This window comes from Neisseria sp. P0017.S009 (assembly GCF_051957375.1).
Taxonomy (GTDB): domain Bacteria; phylum Pseudomonadota; class Gammaproteobacteria; order Burkholderiales; family Neisseriaceae; genus Neisseria; species Neisseria perflava.
This window is the reverse complement of the sequence record NZ_JBQCWL010000001.1, coordinates 332,377-347,469: the sequence shown is the minus strand read 5'-3', so window position 1 is coordinate 347,469 and position 15,093 is coordinate 332,377. Positions and strand designations below refer to the sequence as shown.

12 protein-coding genes are annotated in these 15,093 nt (G+C 46.5%); 10 read left to right on the top strand and 2 right to left on the bottom strand.

The genetic code is table 11. From position 1 onward, the window contains the following. Window positions 1-4 precede the first annotated feature (4 nt). A complete protein-coding gene (gene gatB, locus ACTHTG_RS01785; protein ID WP_003685244.1) occupies window positions 5-1,435 on the top strand; it encodes an Asp-tRNA(Asn)/Glu-tRNA(Gln) amidotransferase subunit GatB in 1,431 nt (476 codons plus the stop codon). 79 nt (window positions 1,436-1,514) lie between these two features. Next, a complete protein-coding gene (locus ACTHTG_RS01780) occupies window positions 1,515-2,519 on the top strand; it encodes an FAD-binding oxidoreductase (protein WP_004520131.1) in 1,005 nt (334 codons plus the stop codon). 240 nt (window positions 2,520-2,759) lie between these two features. Here the strand turns inward: ACTHTG_RS01780 and ACTHTG_RS01775 are convergent, their stop codons facing one another. Then, complete coding sequence (locus tag ACTHTG_RS01775; protein WP_049336493.1) at window positions 2,760-4,868, bottom strand: LysM peptidoglycan-binding domain-containing protein; 2,109 nt, start codon at window positions 4,866-4,868, stop codon at window positions 2,760-2,762. Between the two features lie 155 nt (window positions 4,869-5,023). Here ACTHTG_RS01775 and ACTHTG_RS01770 point away from each other — a divergent pair, with 155 nt between their 5' ends. From ACTHTG_RS01770 to ACTHTG_RS01750, 5 genes are all read left to right on the top strand, one after another. After that, window positions 5,024-5,683 (top strand): class I SAM-dependent methyltransferase, encoded by a 660-nt coding sequence (locus ACTHTG_RS01770; RefSeq protein ID WP_049336494.1) that lies wholly within the window; start codon window positions 5,024-5,026, stop codon window positions 5,681-5,683. Between the two features lie 45 nt (window positions 5,684-5,728). Further along, window positions 5,729-6,556 (top strand): DNA-formamidopyrimidine glycosylase, encoded by an 828-nt coding sequence (gene mutM, locus ACTHTG_RS01765; protein WP_070504764.1) that lies wholly within the window; start codon window positions 5,729-5,731, stop codon window positions 6,554-6,556. A gap of 64 nt (window positions 6,557-6,620) precedes the next feature. Further along, window positions 6,621-7,406 (top strand): 1-acylglycerol-3-phosphate O-acyltransferase, encoded by a 786-nt coding sequence (locus ACTHTG_RS01760; protein ID WP_049336498.1) that lies wholly within the window; start codon window positions 6,621-6,623, stop codon window positions 7,404-7,406. A 188-nt stretch (window positions 7,407-7,594) separates the two neighbouring features. Beyond that, window positions 7,595-8,332, top strand: coding sequence for a redoxin family protein (locus ACTHTG_RS01755; RefSeq protein ID WP_004520136.1), 738 nt, complete (start codon window positions 7,595-7,597; stop codon window positions 8,330-8,332). 252 nt (window positions 8,333-8,584) lie between these two features. Next, the gene (locus tag ACTHTG_RS01750) at window positions 8,585-9,991 is read left to right on the top strand and encodes a dihydrolipoyl dehydrogenase (RefSeq protein WP_004520137.1); all 1,407 of its coding nucleotides are present in this window, start codon (window positions 8,585-8,587) and stop codon (window positions 9,989-9,991) included. A 79-nt stretch (window positions 9,992-10,070) separates the two neighbouring features. Here ACTHTG_RS01750 and ACTHTG_RS01745 read toward each other — a convergent pair whose 3' ends face one another. Next, window positions 10,071-11,201: a PilT/PilU family type 4a pilus ATPase gene (locus ACTHTG_RS01745; protein ID WP_004520139.1), complete on the bottom strand. Its 1,131-nt coding sequence runs from the start codon at window positions 11,199-11,201 to the stop codon at window positions 10,071-10,073. Window positions 11,202-11,405: 204 nt separating this feature from the next. Between ACTHTG_RS01745 and ACTHTG_RS01740 the strand changes: the two genes are divergently transcribed. The 3 genes from ACTHTG_RS01740 to lepB all read left to right on the top strand — a co-directional run bounded on the left by ACTHTG_RS01740 (window position 11,406) and on the right by lepB (window position 15,052). Beyond that, entirely contained in the window at window positions 11,406-12,107 is a 702-nt protein-coding gene (locus ACTHTG_RS01740; protein WP_004520140.1) for a 5'-methylthioadenosine/adenosylhomocysteine nucleosidase, read from the top strand. Between the two features lie 132 nt (window positions 12,108-12,239). Beyond that, on the top strand, window positions 12,240-14,033 hold the full coding sequence (gene lepA / locus ACTHTG_RS01735) for a translation elongation factor 4 (protein WP_070504767.1): 1,794 nt from the start codon (window positions 12,240-12,242) through the stop codon (window positions 14,031-14,033). After that, window positions 14,033-15,052 carry a signal peptidase I gene (gene lepB / locus ACTHTG_RS01730; protein ID WP_070646797.1) on the top strand — a complete coding sequence of 340 codons (1,020 nt, stop codon included), beginning with the start codon at window positions 14,033-14,035 and terminating at the stop codon, window positions 15,050-15,052. The genes lepA and lepB overlap by 1 nt, the downstream gene beginning before the upstream one ends. Window positions 15,053-15,093 lie beyond the last annotated feature (41 nt).

Genomic DNA, 15,093 nt, shown 5'->3' with positions numbered 1-15,093 from the left:
CCTTATGACTTGGGAAACCGTAATCGGACTGGAGATCCACGTCCAACTCAACACCCAATCCAAAATCTTCAGCGGCGCATCCACTGCATTCGGTGCCGAGCCTAATGCCCACGCCAGCGTGGTTGAGTGTGCGTTGCCGGGCGTATTGCCGGTAATGAACCGCGAAGTCGTCGAAAAAGCCATCAAACTCGGTTTGGCTTTGGATGCGAAAATCAATCAGAAAAACGTGTTCGACCGTAAAAACTATTTTTATCCTGATTTACCGAAAGGCTATCAAATCAGTCAGTTGGATTTGCCGATTGTTGAGCATGGCAAATTGGAAATCGTAGTGGGCGACGAGGTTAAAACCATCAATGTTACCCGTGCGCACATGGAAGAAGATGCAGGTAAATCCGTACATGAAGGTTTGAACGGTGCAACCGGTATCGACTTAAACCGTGCCGGTACGCCTTTATTGGAAGTTGTCTCCGAGCCTGAAATGCGCTCTGCAGCCGAAGCTGTGGCATATGCTAAAGCGTTGCACGGTTTGGTGACTTGGCTGGATATTTGCGACGGTAATATGGCGGAAGGCTCGTTCCGTGTTGATGCCAACGTTTCTGTACGTCCAAAAGGTCAGGCGGAGTTCGGTACACGCCGTGAAATCAAAAACCTCAACTCTTTCCGCTTCTTGGAACAAGCCATCAATTATGAAGTGGAAGCGCAAATCGAAATCTTGGAAGATGGTGGTAAAGTACAGCAGGCAACCATGCTGTTTGACCCTGAAAAAGGCGAAACCCGTGTGATGCGCTTGAAAGAAGATGCGCACGATTACCGCTATTTCCCTGATCCGGATTTGCTGCCGGTCATTATTTCAGACGGCCAATTGCAAAAGGCCAAAGAGCAAATGCCTGAGTTGCCGCATGAAATGGCGGCGCGTTTTGTTGCCGATTACGGCGTGTCTGACTATGATGCGCGCCTGTTGACTGCCAGCCGCGCCCAAGCTGCCTATTTTGAAGAAGCGGCCAAAGCCTGCGGCCAAGGTAAATTGACGGCGAACTGGATGAACGGCGAGCTTGCCGCTACCTTGAACAAAGAAGGTTTGGAATTGGCTGAAAGCCCGATTACAGCTCCACGCCTTGCCGAGTTGGTTGCTAAAGTTGCAGATGGAACATTAAGCAGCAAATTGGCGAAAAAAGCTTTTGAAGCGATGTGGGCTGAGCCTGAAGCAGGTATTGCCGAAATCATCGAAAAACATGGTTTGCAACAGATTACTGACACTGGCGCAATTGAAGCGATGGTGGATGAAGTGTTGGCAAACAATGCGAAAGCCATTGAGCAATTCCGTTCCGGTAATGAAAAAGCCTTAAATGCGATTGTCGGCCAAGTGATGAAAGCAAGTAAAGGCAAGGCCAATCCGGCTCAGGTTCAAGAGTTGATTAAAGCCAAATTGGCTTGATAGATAGGATAGGCCGTCTGAAAACAGGTTTTATTTTCAGACGGCCTTTGTTTTTGATAATAAATTTATTCTAAATACCATGACACATACCATTACCTTACCAGATCAAACTACATTTACGGCGAATGAGGACGAAACTGTTCTTGCTGCCGCAACCCGTCAGAATTTAAATTTGCCTCATTCTTGCAAAAGTGGTGCCTGCGGGCAGTGTAAGGCTGAGTTGATTAGTGGCGAATTTGAAATGGGCAAACATATTGATAAAGCCATCAGTGAAGAAGAAAAAGCACAAGGTAAAGTGTTATTGTGCTGTACCACTGCAAAGAGCGACCTCAAAATCAATGTGCCGGGTTTTAATCAAAATGCTTTGCCGGTGCGCACTTTGCCTGTACGCATTGAAACGATTGAAATCAAACATGATGTTGCTTTGTTGCGATTGGCTTTGCCTAAAGCGCCGTCATTTGCATTTTATGCCGGACAATATATTGATTTGCTGCTTCCCGGCAATATCAGCCGCAGCTATTCAATTGCCAATTCTCCTGACCAAGAAGGTGTTTTGGACCTGCATATCCGCAAACGTGAAAACGGCGTATGCTCAGAAATGATTTTTGGTGCCGAGCCTAAAATCAAAGAAAAAGGCATTGTCCGCGTTAAAGGGCCATTAGGTACATTCACTTTGCAACAGGACAGCAATAAACCGATTGTTTTGTTGGCAACGGGTACAGGTTACGCACCTATCCGCAGCATCTTGCTTGATTTGATTCATCAGAATAGCGAACGTCAGGTTCATTTTTACTGGGGAGCACGTCAGCAGGAGGATTTGTACGCATTGGAAGAAGCAGAAGCATTAATAGACCGTCTGAAAAATGCGAAATTCTCGCCTGTTCTTTCTAAGCCTGATTCCGATTGGAAAGGGGAGAATGGGTACGTGCAAAATGTTGCCGCACAAAATTATCCTGATTTGAGCCAATACGAAGTTTATGCTTGTGGGTCACCAGCTATGACCGAGAGTGCGCAAAGTTTGCTGACTCAAAATTGCGCTTTACCGGAAGATGCCTTCTTCTGTGATGCTTTTTCACCGGCATAGGAATATATTTTACGGAATTCATATGTTTGGATAAGGGTATTTAGCATAGGGTTTGACGACAATTCGTTTGAAGAAGAGAGTGTGTTTTTGCACACTCTTTTTTTATACAGTAATTTTCAAAAAATATTTTTATCTTTAAGTAAAGACTATTCTGTTTGTTATCAAACATTAACTTGATTATCTATCATCAAGAAAAAGGCCGTCTGAATCTTTCAGACGGCCTTTGTTTTAAAGATAATATTAGCTACCAATCAGTTTCAAACGTTGACCGGGAGATACGGTACGGGTATTGCGGTTCCAACGGCGGATATCGTTAATATCAACATTGAAACGGCTGGCGATGGTGTTCAGGGTATCGCCTTTACGTACAGTGTAGGAAACGTTTTGAACCGGGTTGCTGCGGACTTTTGCCGGAGTAGCTGTAACACGGAGGATTTGGCCTTTTCTGATATTGTTGCCTTTGATGTTGTTGGCAATAATCAAATCAGCTACGCTCAAGTTGTAACGTTTGGAGATATTAAACAACGTATCACCATCTTCCACACGGTGTGTGCCTGCTGCAAGTGCTGCAGTTTGTGTGTTTTGTTGGCCATTTACACGGGCAAGACGCGCATTGATGCGTTGTTGTTGTTTAGCGGTATTGGCTGCGATACGTGCTGTACGAGCGCTTTCGGCAGTCACAACAGTTTGAACTTGTTTGGCTTCAGAAGTCGCTTCAGCAACAGTCGCTGCAGGTTCCTCCGCAGGTTGGCTTTGTACCAAAGCCATCAGGTCATCATGCTCTTCTTGAACCGGAGCAACAGCAACAGATTCAACTGCTGGAGTAGGGGCTACATCGTTTGCGGCAACAGTCGGTGCAGTCAAGTCGGCAGGGATAGCTGCTTTTGGTGCTTCAGCAACATTTGTGGCAGCAGGCTCAGCAGTAATATGGGTCATGGCTACAATAGGGGCGGCTACTTCCGCACTTGCAACTTGAGGCTGCGCCTTGGTTTCTGTTACCGCTACGGAAGTAACGTTTTCAGTTTTGCTGCGTGCAATAAAGTCAACCGGTTTGCTGGACTGTGGAACAACAGGAGCAACAATATTGGTCACGGTAGTTTGAGCAACTTTAACCGGTTCTGCTACGCTTGAAGCAATAATCGGCGACATAGCCGGCATATTGGATTGGTAAGTATCCGGCGTATTGTCTTTGTCGATAAAGTTAATAATGTCTTGACTTTGGGTAACTGAGTTTTTAGCCACCAAAATGCTGCGGCCTTCAGAAATGGCGCTACCGCTCAGGCCGTTGAGGCGTTTGAGTTCGGCTACGCTCATGCCGGTATCGTTGGCAATGGCGTTAAGCTTCTTGTTGCCCAAAGAAGTATAAATATCCCAAGACATCAGGGTATCTGGATTGGCATTGCGGTAGTTCTTTTCAAATGCAGAAACCGCAGAAACCGGCAACAACAGGCGACGATTGTTTTTAGGGATAAATACCGGGGCATTGAAACCTGGGTTGAGTGCCAACAGTTCGCTTTCGCTGATGTTTGCAAAACGAGCGATTGTGCTGTTATCAATAGGTTTGTCGATGCTGACAGATTTGAAATACGGCTGATTGCTGATTTCGCTGATATTCATACCGAAGGTTTGCGGATTGGCAACGATATTGCGTACTGCCAATAGTTTTGGAACGTAGTTGCGTGTTTCGTTCGGCATACGCAGGTTTTCGTATGTTGGTTCCAAACCTTGCGCACGGGCGCGGTTTACGGCACGGCCGACGTTACCTTCGCCCCAGTTGTAAGCGGCAAGCGCCAAAGACCAGTCGCCGAACATACCGTGCAGGTATTGCAGGTAGTTCAATGCAGCATCGGTAGCGGCGTAAACGTCGTGGCGGCCGTCATACAAAGGCGTTTTTTCCAAGCCGAAGTGGCGGCCGGTAGCCGGCATAAATTGCCACAGGCCGGATGCGCCGACGTGTGATTTGGCTTTGGTTACGAATGCGCTTTCAATGAAGGGCAGCAAAGCGATTTCGGCGGGCATATTGCGTTTTTTAACTTCATTGGCAATATGGTACATATAAGGTTTGCTGCGGGAGATGGTGCGGTCGAAATATGCACTGTTTGCAGCAAATTTGTTTTCATGGCGGCGAACCAGTTCTGTATTGACTTCGTTGATGCGGAAGTCTTTACGCAACGATGCCCATAAGCTGCCGGAGCCGAAGGTTTGTGCTTTGGCTTGGTCGAGCAGGGCGGAGTTGAGGCGCATCATGGCCATGCCGACTTGGTTGGGTGTAGCGTTTTGTGCGTAGGCTGTGGCGGAAACCGCCGACAGGCTTGAAACGGTCAGAGCGATGGTTTTTAGTTTTGCCATAGTAAATAAAGTTATCAAATATATAATAAAATTTCGTCTTTTTGATAGTATCGTTTCAGCATTTAAACGTCAAGTCGAGCAGGGAATTTGCTTGTGTGATGTGGCCGTGGTGTTAAAATTCTGTCACACAAGTCGGGATGCATAGGGGGCCTTTAATGGAAGTTTTTTTTATGCAAACGCCAATGGGACAATATCTTGCTCAAAAAGAGGCGGATTTTTTCAGACGGCATTTGCAGTATTTGAATAGGCAGGTGGCGGTTCAATTGGGCGGTGTATGGCAGAGGCCGTCTGAAAACATGCTTGTAGTGCCTCGCGATGTGCGGATGGATGCTGAAATGTTGGCATTTGAAACGCATTCCGTGGATGTGTTATTGATGCCCCATCTTTTGGAAGTTTCATCTGCAGATTTGGTGTTGCAAGAGGCGTTTAGGATATTAAAACCTGAAGGCAGATTGATTTTGACGGGGTTCAACCCTAAATCTTTGTGGGGGTTGAGCTCTTGGTTTGATGGGGAAAAGCTGCCTTTGAAATCTCAATGCTTGGCTCTGGCTGAGTTGAAACGAAAAATTGCGGATATTGGTTTTGAAATAGAATATGGGCAGTTTATGGATTATCTGCCTGCTGTGAATTCGCCTTCTGCTTTGAAGTTTTGGCGGTTTATGGAAAAGGCAGGGGATAGGTGGTGGCCGCAGTGTGCAGCGGTTTATGGGATGGTGTTAACGAAACATTTGATTGGTGTCCATCCTTTGCCTGAATTGGAATCTGCATTTGATGGCAATACGGTTGCTTTAAGTACGGCACGTTTGGCCGAATAGTTTTCAGACGGCCTGTATATTAATGATGAATTTGGAGAATCAACGATGCCTGAATTACCTGAAGTGGAAACGACTTTACGCGGAATCGCGCCTCATATTGATGGCAAGAAGATAGAAAAAGTCATTATTCGCCAGTTTAAATTGAGATGGCCTATTCATCCAAACTTGGCGCAAATTTTGGCTGGGCACAAAGTTTTGGCATGCAGTCGGCGTGCGAAGTATTTGATTATTACTTTTGAAACGGGTATTTTACTTATTCATTTGGGTATGTCCGGAAGTTTGCGGATTTTTACCGCCGATGATGAGCGCATCGCCACGCCGGATAAGCATGATCATTTAGATTTTGTATTTGATGACGGCACCGTATTGCGTTATCACGATCCGCGTAAATTTGGTGCGGTATTGTGGTATGAGGGTATTGCCGAGCATCATCCGCTGTTGGAAAAACTGGGGCCGGAGCCGCTCTCGGACGATTTTGATGCAAATTACCTGTATCAGAAATTGAAAACCCAAAAGCGTGCAGTCAAATTAGCGCTGATGGATAATGCGGTGGTGGTTGGTGTTGGCAATATTTATGCGAATGAAAGTCTGTTTAAGGCAGGTATTTCGCCATTGCATCCGGCAAATAAGCTGACCAAGAAAGAATGCGCATTATTGGTGGAAACCGTTAAAGCGGTTCTGCAAAGGGCGATTGCAACGGGCGGCAGTACGCTGCGGGACTTTGTCAATAGCGATGGCAAAAGCGGCTACTTTCAGCAGGAATATACGGTCTATGGCCGTCACAATGAGCCTTGTGTCCAATGTGGCGGGCTGATTTTTAAAGAAACTTTGGGGCAGCGTGGAACGTTTTATTGTCCAAATTGCCAGAAATAGTTTCAGACGGCCTTAAATGTCAGAGGCCGTCTGAAAATAATGAATACCATACAGAAGAAATTTTATGTCTAAACAAAAAGCTCCTTTTTTTAAACGACTGGGCAGACTTTGCCGTTTGGCGGCTTGGTTGTTCCGAACCGGCCGGAATTTGCGTGCCATCGATGGCAATAATGCAGAGGAACGCAATCATGCTGTGGTTGTTTTGGGAAAAGGCGCATTGGATGCTTTGGATATTGAATTGGAAATCGGCGTACCGCCTCAAGGCAATGTGAGCGGTACATTGGTAGTGGCCAACCATGTTTCTTGGTTGGATATTTTTGCCATGAGCGCCGTTTATCCGAGCAGTTTTATTGCCAAGCAGGAAATCAGCGGTTGGCCGGTTTTGGGGAAAATGGGTAAAAATGCCGGCACGGTGTTTATCAACCGCAATTCCCGCCGAGATATCGAGCCTATTAACCAGGCGATTTGCGCGGCATTGAAAGCAGGACAGAATGTCAGCTTCTTCCCTGAAGCGCGTACTTCTTCCGGCTTGGGTATTTTGCCGTTTAAAGCAGCCCTGTTTCAATCGGCGATTGATGCGAAAGCGCCGATTCAAGCAGTGACCTTGCGCTATTATGATGGCGAAGGACAACGGACGGACTTGCCGTCTTATGCGGAGGTAAACCTGTTTCAATCTTTATGGCGCATTGTTTCGATGAAGAAAATCTGTATCCGTTTGGATTTCTCGCCTCAATACAAACCGACAGATATGCCGGATAAAGACCGCTATGCTTTGAAAGATATTGCGGAAACAGCCATCGGCGAAATTGTGGCTTCGGATTCGCCCGTTCAGCCCTTACCTAAAAAATAATTTCAGTCAGGCACTTGTTTTATTTCAGATGGCCTTCATTTAGAGGAATAGCTGTTTTCGGTTTAATTGAATTGATAGTTTGATGTAATTAATATTATTTGAACTATAAATTATACAAATCGATAGGCCTGCATTAAAATGCAAGCATTGATTCATTTCTCAAACCCGAATTTTTAAGGAGCTTAAAAATGGCTTTGCAAGATCGTACCGGTCAAAAAGTACCTTCCGTAGTATTCCACACTCGCGTTGGCGACACTTGGAAAGATGTTTCTACTGATGATTTGTTCAAAGGCAAAAAAGTAGTCGTGTTCTCTCTGCCTGGCGCATTTACTCCAACTTGCTCTTCTTCTCACCTGCCACGCTACAACGAATTGTTTGGTGCGTTCAAAGAAAACGGTGTTGACGCAATCTACTGCGTATCTGTAAACGACACTTTCGTAATGAACGCTTGGGCTGCTGAAGAAGAAGCCGACAACATCTACATGATCCCTGATGGCAACGGTGAATTCACTGAAGGCATGGGCATGTTGGTTGACAAAGAAGACTTGGGCTTCGGTAAACGCTCTTGGCGTTATTCCATGCTGGTTAACGACGGCGTGGTTGAAAAAATGTTTATCGAACCTGAAGAACCAGGTGATCCTTTCAAAGTGTCTGACGCTGACACTATGTTGAAATACATTGCTCCTGACTGGAAAGCTCAAGAGTCTGTTGCCATCTTCACCAAACCTGGCTGCCAATTCTGTGCTAAAGCTAAAAAAGCTCTGCAAGACAAAGGCTTGTCTTACGAAGAAATCGTATTGGGCAAAGATGCAACTGTTACTTCCGTACGCGCTATTACCGGCAAGATGACTGCTCCTCAAGTATTCATCGGCGGTAAATACATCGGCGGTAGCGAAGACTTGGAAGCTTACTTGGCTAAAAACTAATCGCCTGTATGCTTGAGACGGTTTAAACAGGCCGTCTGAAAGATAAAATATAGAGTTATTCAGACGGCGTTTACAATTCGGCGTTCTGAATAACTCTATATTCGCAAGTAGAATTTGAGATTATTGTTTTAAATCGATATTTAGGTATTGGCTATTGATTTTTAAATTTTGATAGTTTGTGAAGTTTAGGCCGTCTGAAAACGGATAACCTGATGGCAATATCGGTTTGGATATAGACAGTAAGGATAAAATATGAAAAAGATTCAAGCAGATGTGGTAGTACTGGGTGGCGGTACAGCCGGTATGGGCGCATTTCGCAATGCCCGACTTCATACAGACAATGTTTACCTGATTGAAAATAATGTGTTCGGCACGACCTGCGCGCGCGTGGGCTGTATGCCTTCTAAACTCTTGATTGCCGCAGCAGAAGCGCGCCATCATGCTTTGCATACCGATCCGTTTGGCGTGCATTTGGATAAAGACAGCGTAACGGTAAACGGCGAAGAAGTCATGCACCGCGTGAAGTCCGAACGCGACCGTTTTGTCGGTTTTGTAGTCAGCGATGTAGAAGAGTGGCCTGCCGACAAGCGTATTATGGGTACGGCAAAATTTGTTGATGAACACACCGTCCAAATCGATGACCATACGCAAATCACTGCAAAAAGTTTTGTGATTGCCACCGGCTCACGCCCTGTGATTTTCCCGCAATGGGAAGTTTTGGGCGATCGCTTGATTGTGAACGATGATGTTTTCTCTTGGGATACCCTGCCTAAGAGTGTGGCCGTATTCGGCCCCGGCGTAATCGGCTTAGAGTTGGGTCAGGCTTTGCACCGTTTGGGCGTAAAAGTTGAAATTTTTGGCGTGGCAGGTGCTATTGGCGGTATTTCCGACCCTGTTGTCGCTGAAGAAGCCAAAACTGTTTTTGGTGAAGAGTTGACTTTGCATTTGGATGCCAAAACCGAAGTCAAATTGGACGCAGAAGGCAATGTTGAAGTTCATTGGGAACAAGATGGCGAAAAAGGCGTGTTCCATGCCGAATATGCTTTGGCTGCCGCCGGCCGTCGTCCGAACGTGGATAATATCGGTTTGGAAAATATCAATATCGAAAAAGACACGCGCGGCGTGCCCGTTGCTGATCCGCTGACCATGCAAACCAGCATTCCTCATATCTTTATCGCAGGCGATGCGTCCAACCAACTGCCTCTGCTGCACGAAGCTGCCGACCAAGGCAAAATTGCCGGTCATAATGCCGCTATTTTCCCGAATATTGAGGGCGGTTTGCGCCGTAGCGTAATCGGCGTGGTATTTACCAGTCCGCAAATTGCCACTATCGGTTTGAAATACGCGCAAGTTGCAGCGAAATATCAACCTGACGAGTTTGTCATCGGCGAAGTTTCCTTCCGAAACCAAGGCCGAAGCCGCGTTATGTTGGTAAACAAAGGCCATATGCGTTTGTATGCTGAGAAAGCAACCGGCCGTTTCATTGGTGCGGAAGTTGTCGGCCCTGCTGCCGAACATTTGGCACACTTGATGGCTTGGGCGCATCAAATGAAGATGACGATTCCGCAAATGCTGGATATGCCGTTCTACCATCCGGTTATCGAGGAAGGTTTGCGCACTGCATTGCGTGATGCCGATGCAAAATTGAAACAGGCTTGATTATTTGATGGAATAAAGGCCGTCTGAAACTCATAGTAAGGTTTCAGACGGCCTTTTCTATGCTTTGAAGCTTTTACTTTTAAATCAATTCTAAATCTGGACCGGCATTTTGCGCACGACGGCTTCGTAATTGAATGTCTAGGCGCAAATCGTGGGCGGAGTCGGCATTTTTAATGGCGTCTTGATAGCTGATATCGCCGTTTTCATACAAATCATATAAGGCTTGGTCAAAAGTAATCATGCCCATGCCAGTTGATTTTTTCATCATTTCTTTGATGTTGTGGACTTCGCCTTTTCGAATCAAGTCGGCAATAATGGGCGAATTGAGCAAAACCTCGACAGCCGCTACGCGTCCCCGTCCGCCTTCACGGGGAATCAGGCGTTGCGAAATAAAGGCTTGCAGGTTGAGCGATAAATCGGTTAGCAACTGGTTACGGCGCTCTTCGGGGAAGAAGTTGATGATGCGGTCCAGCGCTTGGTTGGTACTGTTGGCGTGCAGTGTCGCCATACACAAATGGCCGGTTTCCGCGAAGGAAATGGCGTAGTCCATGGTCTCGCGGTCTCGGATTTCACCAATCAGGATAACATCCGGCGCTTGGCGCAGGGTATTTTTCAATGCAATCGGCCAATTTTCTGTATCTACACCGATTTCACGTTGGGTGATGATGCAGTTTTTGTGTTGGTGGATAAACTCAATCGGGTCTTCGATGGTAATAATGTGGTCGAAGCTGTTTTCGTTTCGATAGTCGATAAGGGAGGCGAGGGAAGTGGACTTGCCCGAACCTGTACCGCCGACAAAAATAACCAAACCGCGTTTTCTGAGGGCGATGTCTTTCAGAATCGGTGGCAGATTGAGCGTTTCAAATTTAGGGATATTGCTGGTAATGGAGCGGAACACTAATGCAGTTGCGCCGCGTTGAACCATTGCATTGACACGGAAGCGGCTGGTATCGGGCAGGCTGATGGCGAAGTTGCATTCGTTGGTGGAAGAAAATTCTTCGATTTGTTTGGAAGACATAATCGAAAAAGCGATTTCCATACATTTTTCAGCACTCAGCGGCTCATCGCTCAGTCGTGTGATTTTGCCATCCACTTTCATGGCAGGCGGGAAATTGGTGGTAATGAAAAGGTCGGAGCCTTTGTATTTGTTCATATGGCGTAGCCAAGCGAACAATTCTTCTTTTGCGCCCGGAGTATTTTCGTCAAACATAAGAATTTAGATATTTAAAATAGAGTTATTTTATTGAGAATAATTATAACAGAAGCAATCATTATTTGCTGTTTTGCCCGCTAGAGCGGCAATCTGTTTTAAATTGAGTGTCGTGTTGGGAATATAGCAGATTTTTCAGTATCCCTGTGATTTTAAATTCTGCTGTTATAATGTTGCTCGATTAGTGAATGGAAAGGTAACGAGATGTCAGTACAAACAATTGCCGTGGTCGGCGCAATGGAACAGGAAATCGAGCTTTTGCGTGAAAGTATGGCCAATGTCAAGCATGTGTCCTTCGGTAAATTCTCGGCATATGAAGGCGAATTGACTGGAAAACGCATGGTATTGGTTTTGAGTGGTATCGGTAAGGTCAATGCAGCGGTTTCTACTTCTTGGGTCATTCATCAGTTTGCACCGGATTGCGTCATCAATACCGGCAGTGCAGGCGGTTTGGGCAAAGGATTGAAGATCGGCGATGTGGTTATCGGCGAAACTGTGGCGCATCACGATGTTGACGTAACGGCTTTTGGTTATGTTTGGGGACAAGTGCCGCAACTTCCTGCCGTGTTTGCATCGGATTCAAACTTGATTCGCCAAGCAGAAAAGGCGGCGCAAGTGTTTGAAGGTGCGGCTGTTACGCAAGGTCTGATTGTCAGTGGCGACCGTTTTGTGCACAGCAGCGAAGGTGTCGCGGAAATCCGCAGCCATTTCCCTGACGTTAAAGCAGTAGAAATGGAAGCTGCGGCGATTGCGCAGACTTGTCATCAGTTGGAAGTGCCGTTTGTGATTATTCGCGCCGTCTCCGATTCGGCAGATGAGAAAGCGGACATCAGCTTTGAAGAGTTTTTGAAAACGGCTGCCGTCAGCTCGGCGAAGATGGTAACCGAGATTGTCAAATCGCTATAAAATCATGCAAAAGCGTTGAATTTCCGTTAGAATACGGAACGATTCAACCTTATTCTAAGGCCGTCTGAAAACCGAATCCCTGTTTTTTCAGACGGCCTTTCAGCCTTTAATTGCATTTATCTTAATAACAATATGAAAAACATACGGAATTTCTCCATTATTGCCCACATCGACCACGGTAAATCGACGCTTGCCGACCGTTTTATCCAATACTGCGGCGGCTTGGATTTGCGCGAAATGAGTACGCAGGTGCTCGATTCCATGGACATCGAAAAAGAGCGCGGCATTACCATTAAAGCGCAAACCGCCGCGCTCAACTATAAAGCACGCGACGGACAGGTGTATCAGCTCAATCTAATTGATACTCCGGGACACGTCGATTTCTCTTACGAAGTATCACGTTCGCTGTCGGCTTGCGAAGGCGCGCTTTTGGTGGTCGATGCGTCTCAAGGTGTAGAAGCGCAAACCGTAGCGAACTGCTATACCGCGATTGATTTGGGTGTGGAAGTTGTGCCTGTTTTGAATAAAATCGACTTGCCTGCCGCAGAACCCGAGCGCGTGGAGCAGGAAATTGAAGACATCATCGGCATTGATGCCGTTGGTGCGGTGCAGTGTTCCGCTAAAAGCGGCATTGGTGTGGAAGATGTTTTGGAAGAAATCGTTGCCAAAATCCCTGCGCCAACCGGTGATGAAAATGCGCCGTTGCAAGCGGTTATTGTCGATTCTTGGTTTGACAACTACGTCGGCGTAGTTATGTTGATTCGTGTGAAAAACGGCACCATCAAGCTGAAAGACAAAGTGCGCTTTATGAGCACCAAGGCGGAAACTCAGGTTGAGCAGCTGGGCGTTTTTACGCCGAAATCGGTTCAAAAACAAGAACTCAAAGCCGGAGAAGTGGGCTTTTTGATTACTGGTGTAAAAGAATTGGGTCAGGCGAAAGTCGGCGATACGGTGACTTTGGTTGCCAACCCTGCCTCTGAGCCGCTGCCCGGTTTCCAAGAAGTACAAAGCCAAGTATTTGCCGGTCTCTATCCGGTGGAAAGCCACGACTACGAAGCCTTGCGTGACGCGTTGGAAAAATTGCAGTTGAACGATGCTTCGTTGAAATTTGAGCCTGAAGTTTCCCAGGCATTGGGCTTCGGCTTCCGTTGCGGCTTCTTGGGTCTGTTGCACTTGGAAATCGTTCAGGAACGTTTGGAACGCGAGTTCGACATGGACTTGATTACCACTGCGCCAACGGTGGTTTATGAAGTCGTGTTGAAAAACGGCGAGAAAATCGAAGTTGAAAACCCGTCCAAACTGCCTGAAATCAGCACCATCGAAACCATTCTTGAGCCGATTATCACTGCGACCATTCTTGTGCCGCAGGAATATGTCGGCAACGTCATGACTCTGTGTAACCAAAAGCGCGGCGTTCAGGTCAATATGCAATACATGGGCCGTCAAGTCATGCTGACTTATGATTTGCCGATGAACGAAGTCGTAATGGATTTCTTCGACAAGCTTAAATCGACTTCGCGCGGCTATGCTTCGTTGGACTACCATTTCAAAGAGTTCCAACCATCTGATTTGATTAAGCTCGACATTATGGTCAACGGCGAAAAAGTCGATGCCCTGAGCCTGATTGTGCACCGTCAAAGTGCCGTTCACCGCGGTCGCGAGCTGGCATCGAAAATGCGCGAACTGATTCCGCGCCAGATGTTTGATATTGCCGTACAGGCCGCCATCGGCAGTCAGATTATCGCCCGTGAGAACGTCAAAGCACTGCGTAAAAACGTTTTGGCGAAATGTTACGGCGGCGATATTACGCGTAAGAAAAAACTTCTCGAAAAACAAAAAGCAGGTAAGCGCCGCATGAAACAAGTAGGCAATGTGGAAATCCCGCAAAGCGCGTTCTTGGCGATTCTGCAAGTGAGTGATAAATAATGAGTATAAATCTGACTTTAGGCGCAATCGTTGTACTGCTGGCCGGCTTGGTCCTCAACTTCAAAAGCAGCAAAGAGCGTCAGGAAAACGGCGAATGGAGCTCCGGCTTGCAATGGAGTTATCTCTTGTGCATGGTCGGCGTATTCGGAATTTTGTCCGAATTTATGAGCTTTACCGCCGTATTGCTGGTGTTTGTCGTGTTTACCGGTATTGTTTGGGCAATCCATAAAGGCCGTCTGAAAAAAAGCGAAACCGGCGAAGACAATGCACATTTTACCGACTACATGGGCGGCTTTTTTCCTATCATCTTGGTTATCTTTGTATTGCGTAGCTTTATTGCTGAGCCGTTCCAAATTCCGTCCAGTTCCATGCGTCCGGGCTTGGTCAAAGGCGATTTTATCTTGGTAAACAAATTTTCTTACGGTATCCGCCTGCCGATTTTGAATAAGGTCATTATCCCTGTCGGCAATATTGCCCGAGGCGATGTCGTGGTGTTCAATTACCCACTTCAGCCTGAGATGAATTACATCAAACGTATCGTCGGTATTCCGGGCGACGTTGTGGAATACCGTGATAAGGTTTTGACTGTTAACGGTGAAATTATTTCCGAAAAACCAAACGGTAATTATCAATACGCAGATGATACCGATCCGTCTATGATTCATACGCTTGAGCGTTTTCAGACGGCCTTGAACGGCAAAAACTTTGATGTGGTCAAAGAAGCCGGTCAGCCTTCCGTATCTATTGCCGTATTGAACAAATATACTTCCGAAGTAATGCCTGAAAGCAATTACTCGCTTGAAACAAGCGGTTTGGAAAATTGCGAATACGCAGAAGACGGCAATGGCTTTATCTGTAAAGTTCCCGAAGGCCGTTATTTCGCGATGGGCGATAACCGTGACAACAGCGCCGATTCCCGTTACTGGGGATTTGTCGATGACAAACTGATTGTCGGTAAAGCCTTCTTTGTTTGGATGAACTTTGGCGAACTCAGCCGTATCGGTACCAGTATCCAATAAGCAATAAACAGATTAAAAGGCCGTCTGAAATTTTTCAGACA

What these genes read in the sequence shown, in the direction of transcription:
- ACTHTG_RS01740 (WP_004520140.1), top strand. Translation starts at nt 11,406, where the DNA reads ATGTCAGTACAAACAATTGCCGTGGTCGGCGCAATGGAACAGGAAATC.
- lepA (WP_070504767.1), top strand. Translation starts at nt 12,240, where the DNA reads ATGAAAAACATACGGAATTTCTCCATTATTGCCCACATCGACCACGGT.
- ACTHTG_RS01750 (WP_004520137.1), top strand. Translation starts at nt 8,585, where the DNA reads ATGAAAAAGATTCAAGCAGATGTGGTAGTACTGGGTGGCGGTACAGCC.
- ACTHTG_RS01780 (WP_004520131.1), top strand. Translation starts at nt 1,515, where the DNA reads ATGACACATACCATTACCTTACCAGATCAAACTACATTTACGGCGAAT.
- ACTHTG_RS01770 (WP_049336494.1), top strand. Translation starts at nt 5,024, where the DNA reads ATGGAAGTTTTTTTTATGCAAACGCCAATGGGACAATATCTTGCTCAA.
- ACTHTG_RS01745 (WP_004520139.1), bottom strand. Translation starts at nt 11,201, where the DNA reads ATGTTTGACGAAAATACTCCGGGCGCAAAAGAAGAATTGTTCGCTTGG.
- lepB (WP_070646797.1), top strand. Translation starts at nt 14,033, where the DNA reads ATGAGTATAAATCTGACTTTAGGCGCAATCGTTGTACTGCTGGCCGGC.
- ACTHTG_RS01775 (WP_049336493.1), bottom strand. Translation starts at nt 4,868, where the DNA reads ATGGCAAAACTAAAAACCATCGCTCTGACCGTTTCAAGCCTGTCGGCG.
- ACTHTG_RS01760 (WP_049336498.1), top strand. Translation starts at nt 6,621, where the DNA reads ATGTCTAAACAAAAAGCTCCTTTTTTTAAACGACTGGGCAGACTTTGC.
- ACTHTG_RS01755 (WP_004520136.1), top strand. Translation starts at nt 7,595, where the DNA reads ATGGCTTTGCAAGATCGTACCGGTCAAAAAGTACCTTCCGTAGTATTC.
- mutM (WP_070504764.1), top strand. Translation starts at nt 5,729, where the DNA reads ATGCCTGAATTACCTGAAGTGGAAACGACTTTACGCGGAATCGCGCCT.
- gatB (WP_003685244.1), top strand. Translation starts at nt 5, where the DNA reads ATGACTTGGGAAACCGTAATCGGACTGGAGATCCACGTCCAACTCAAC.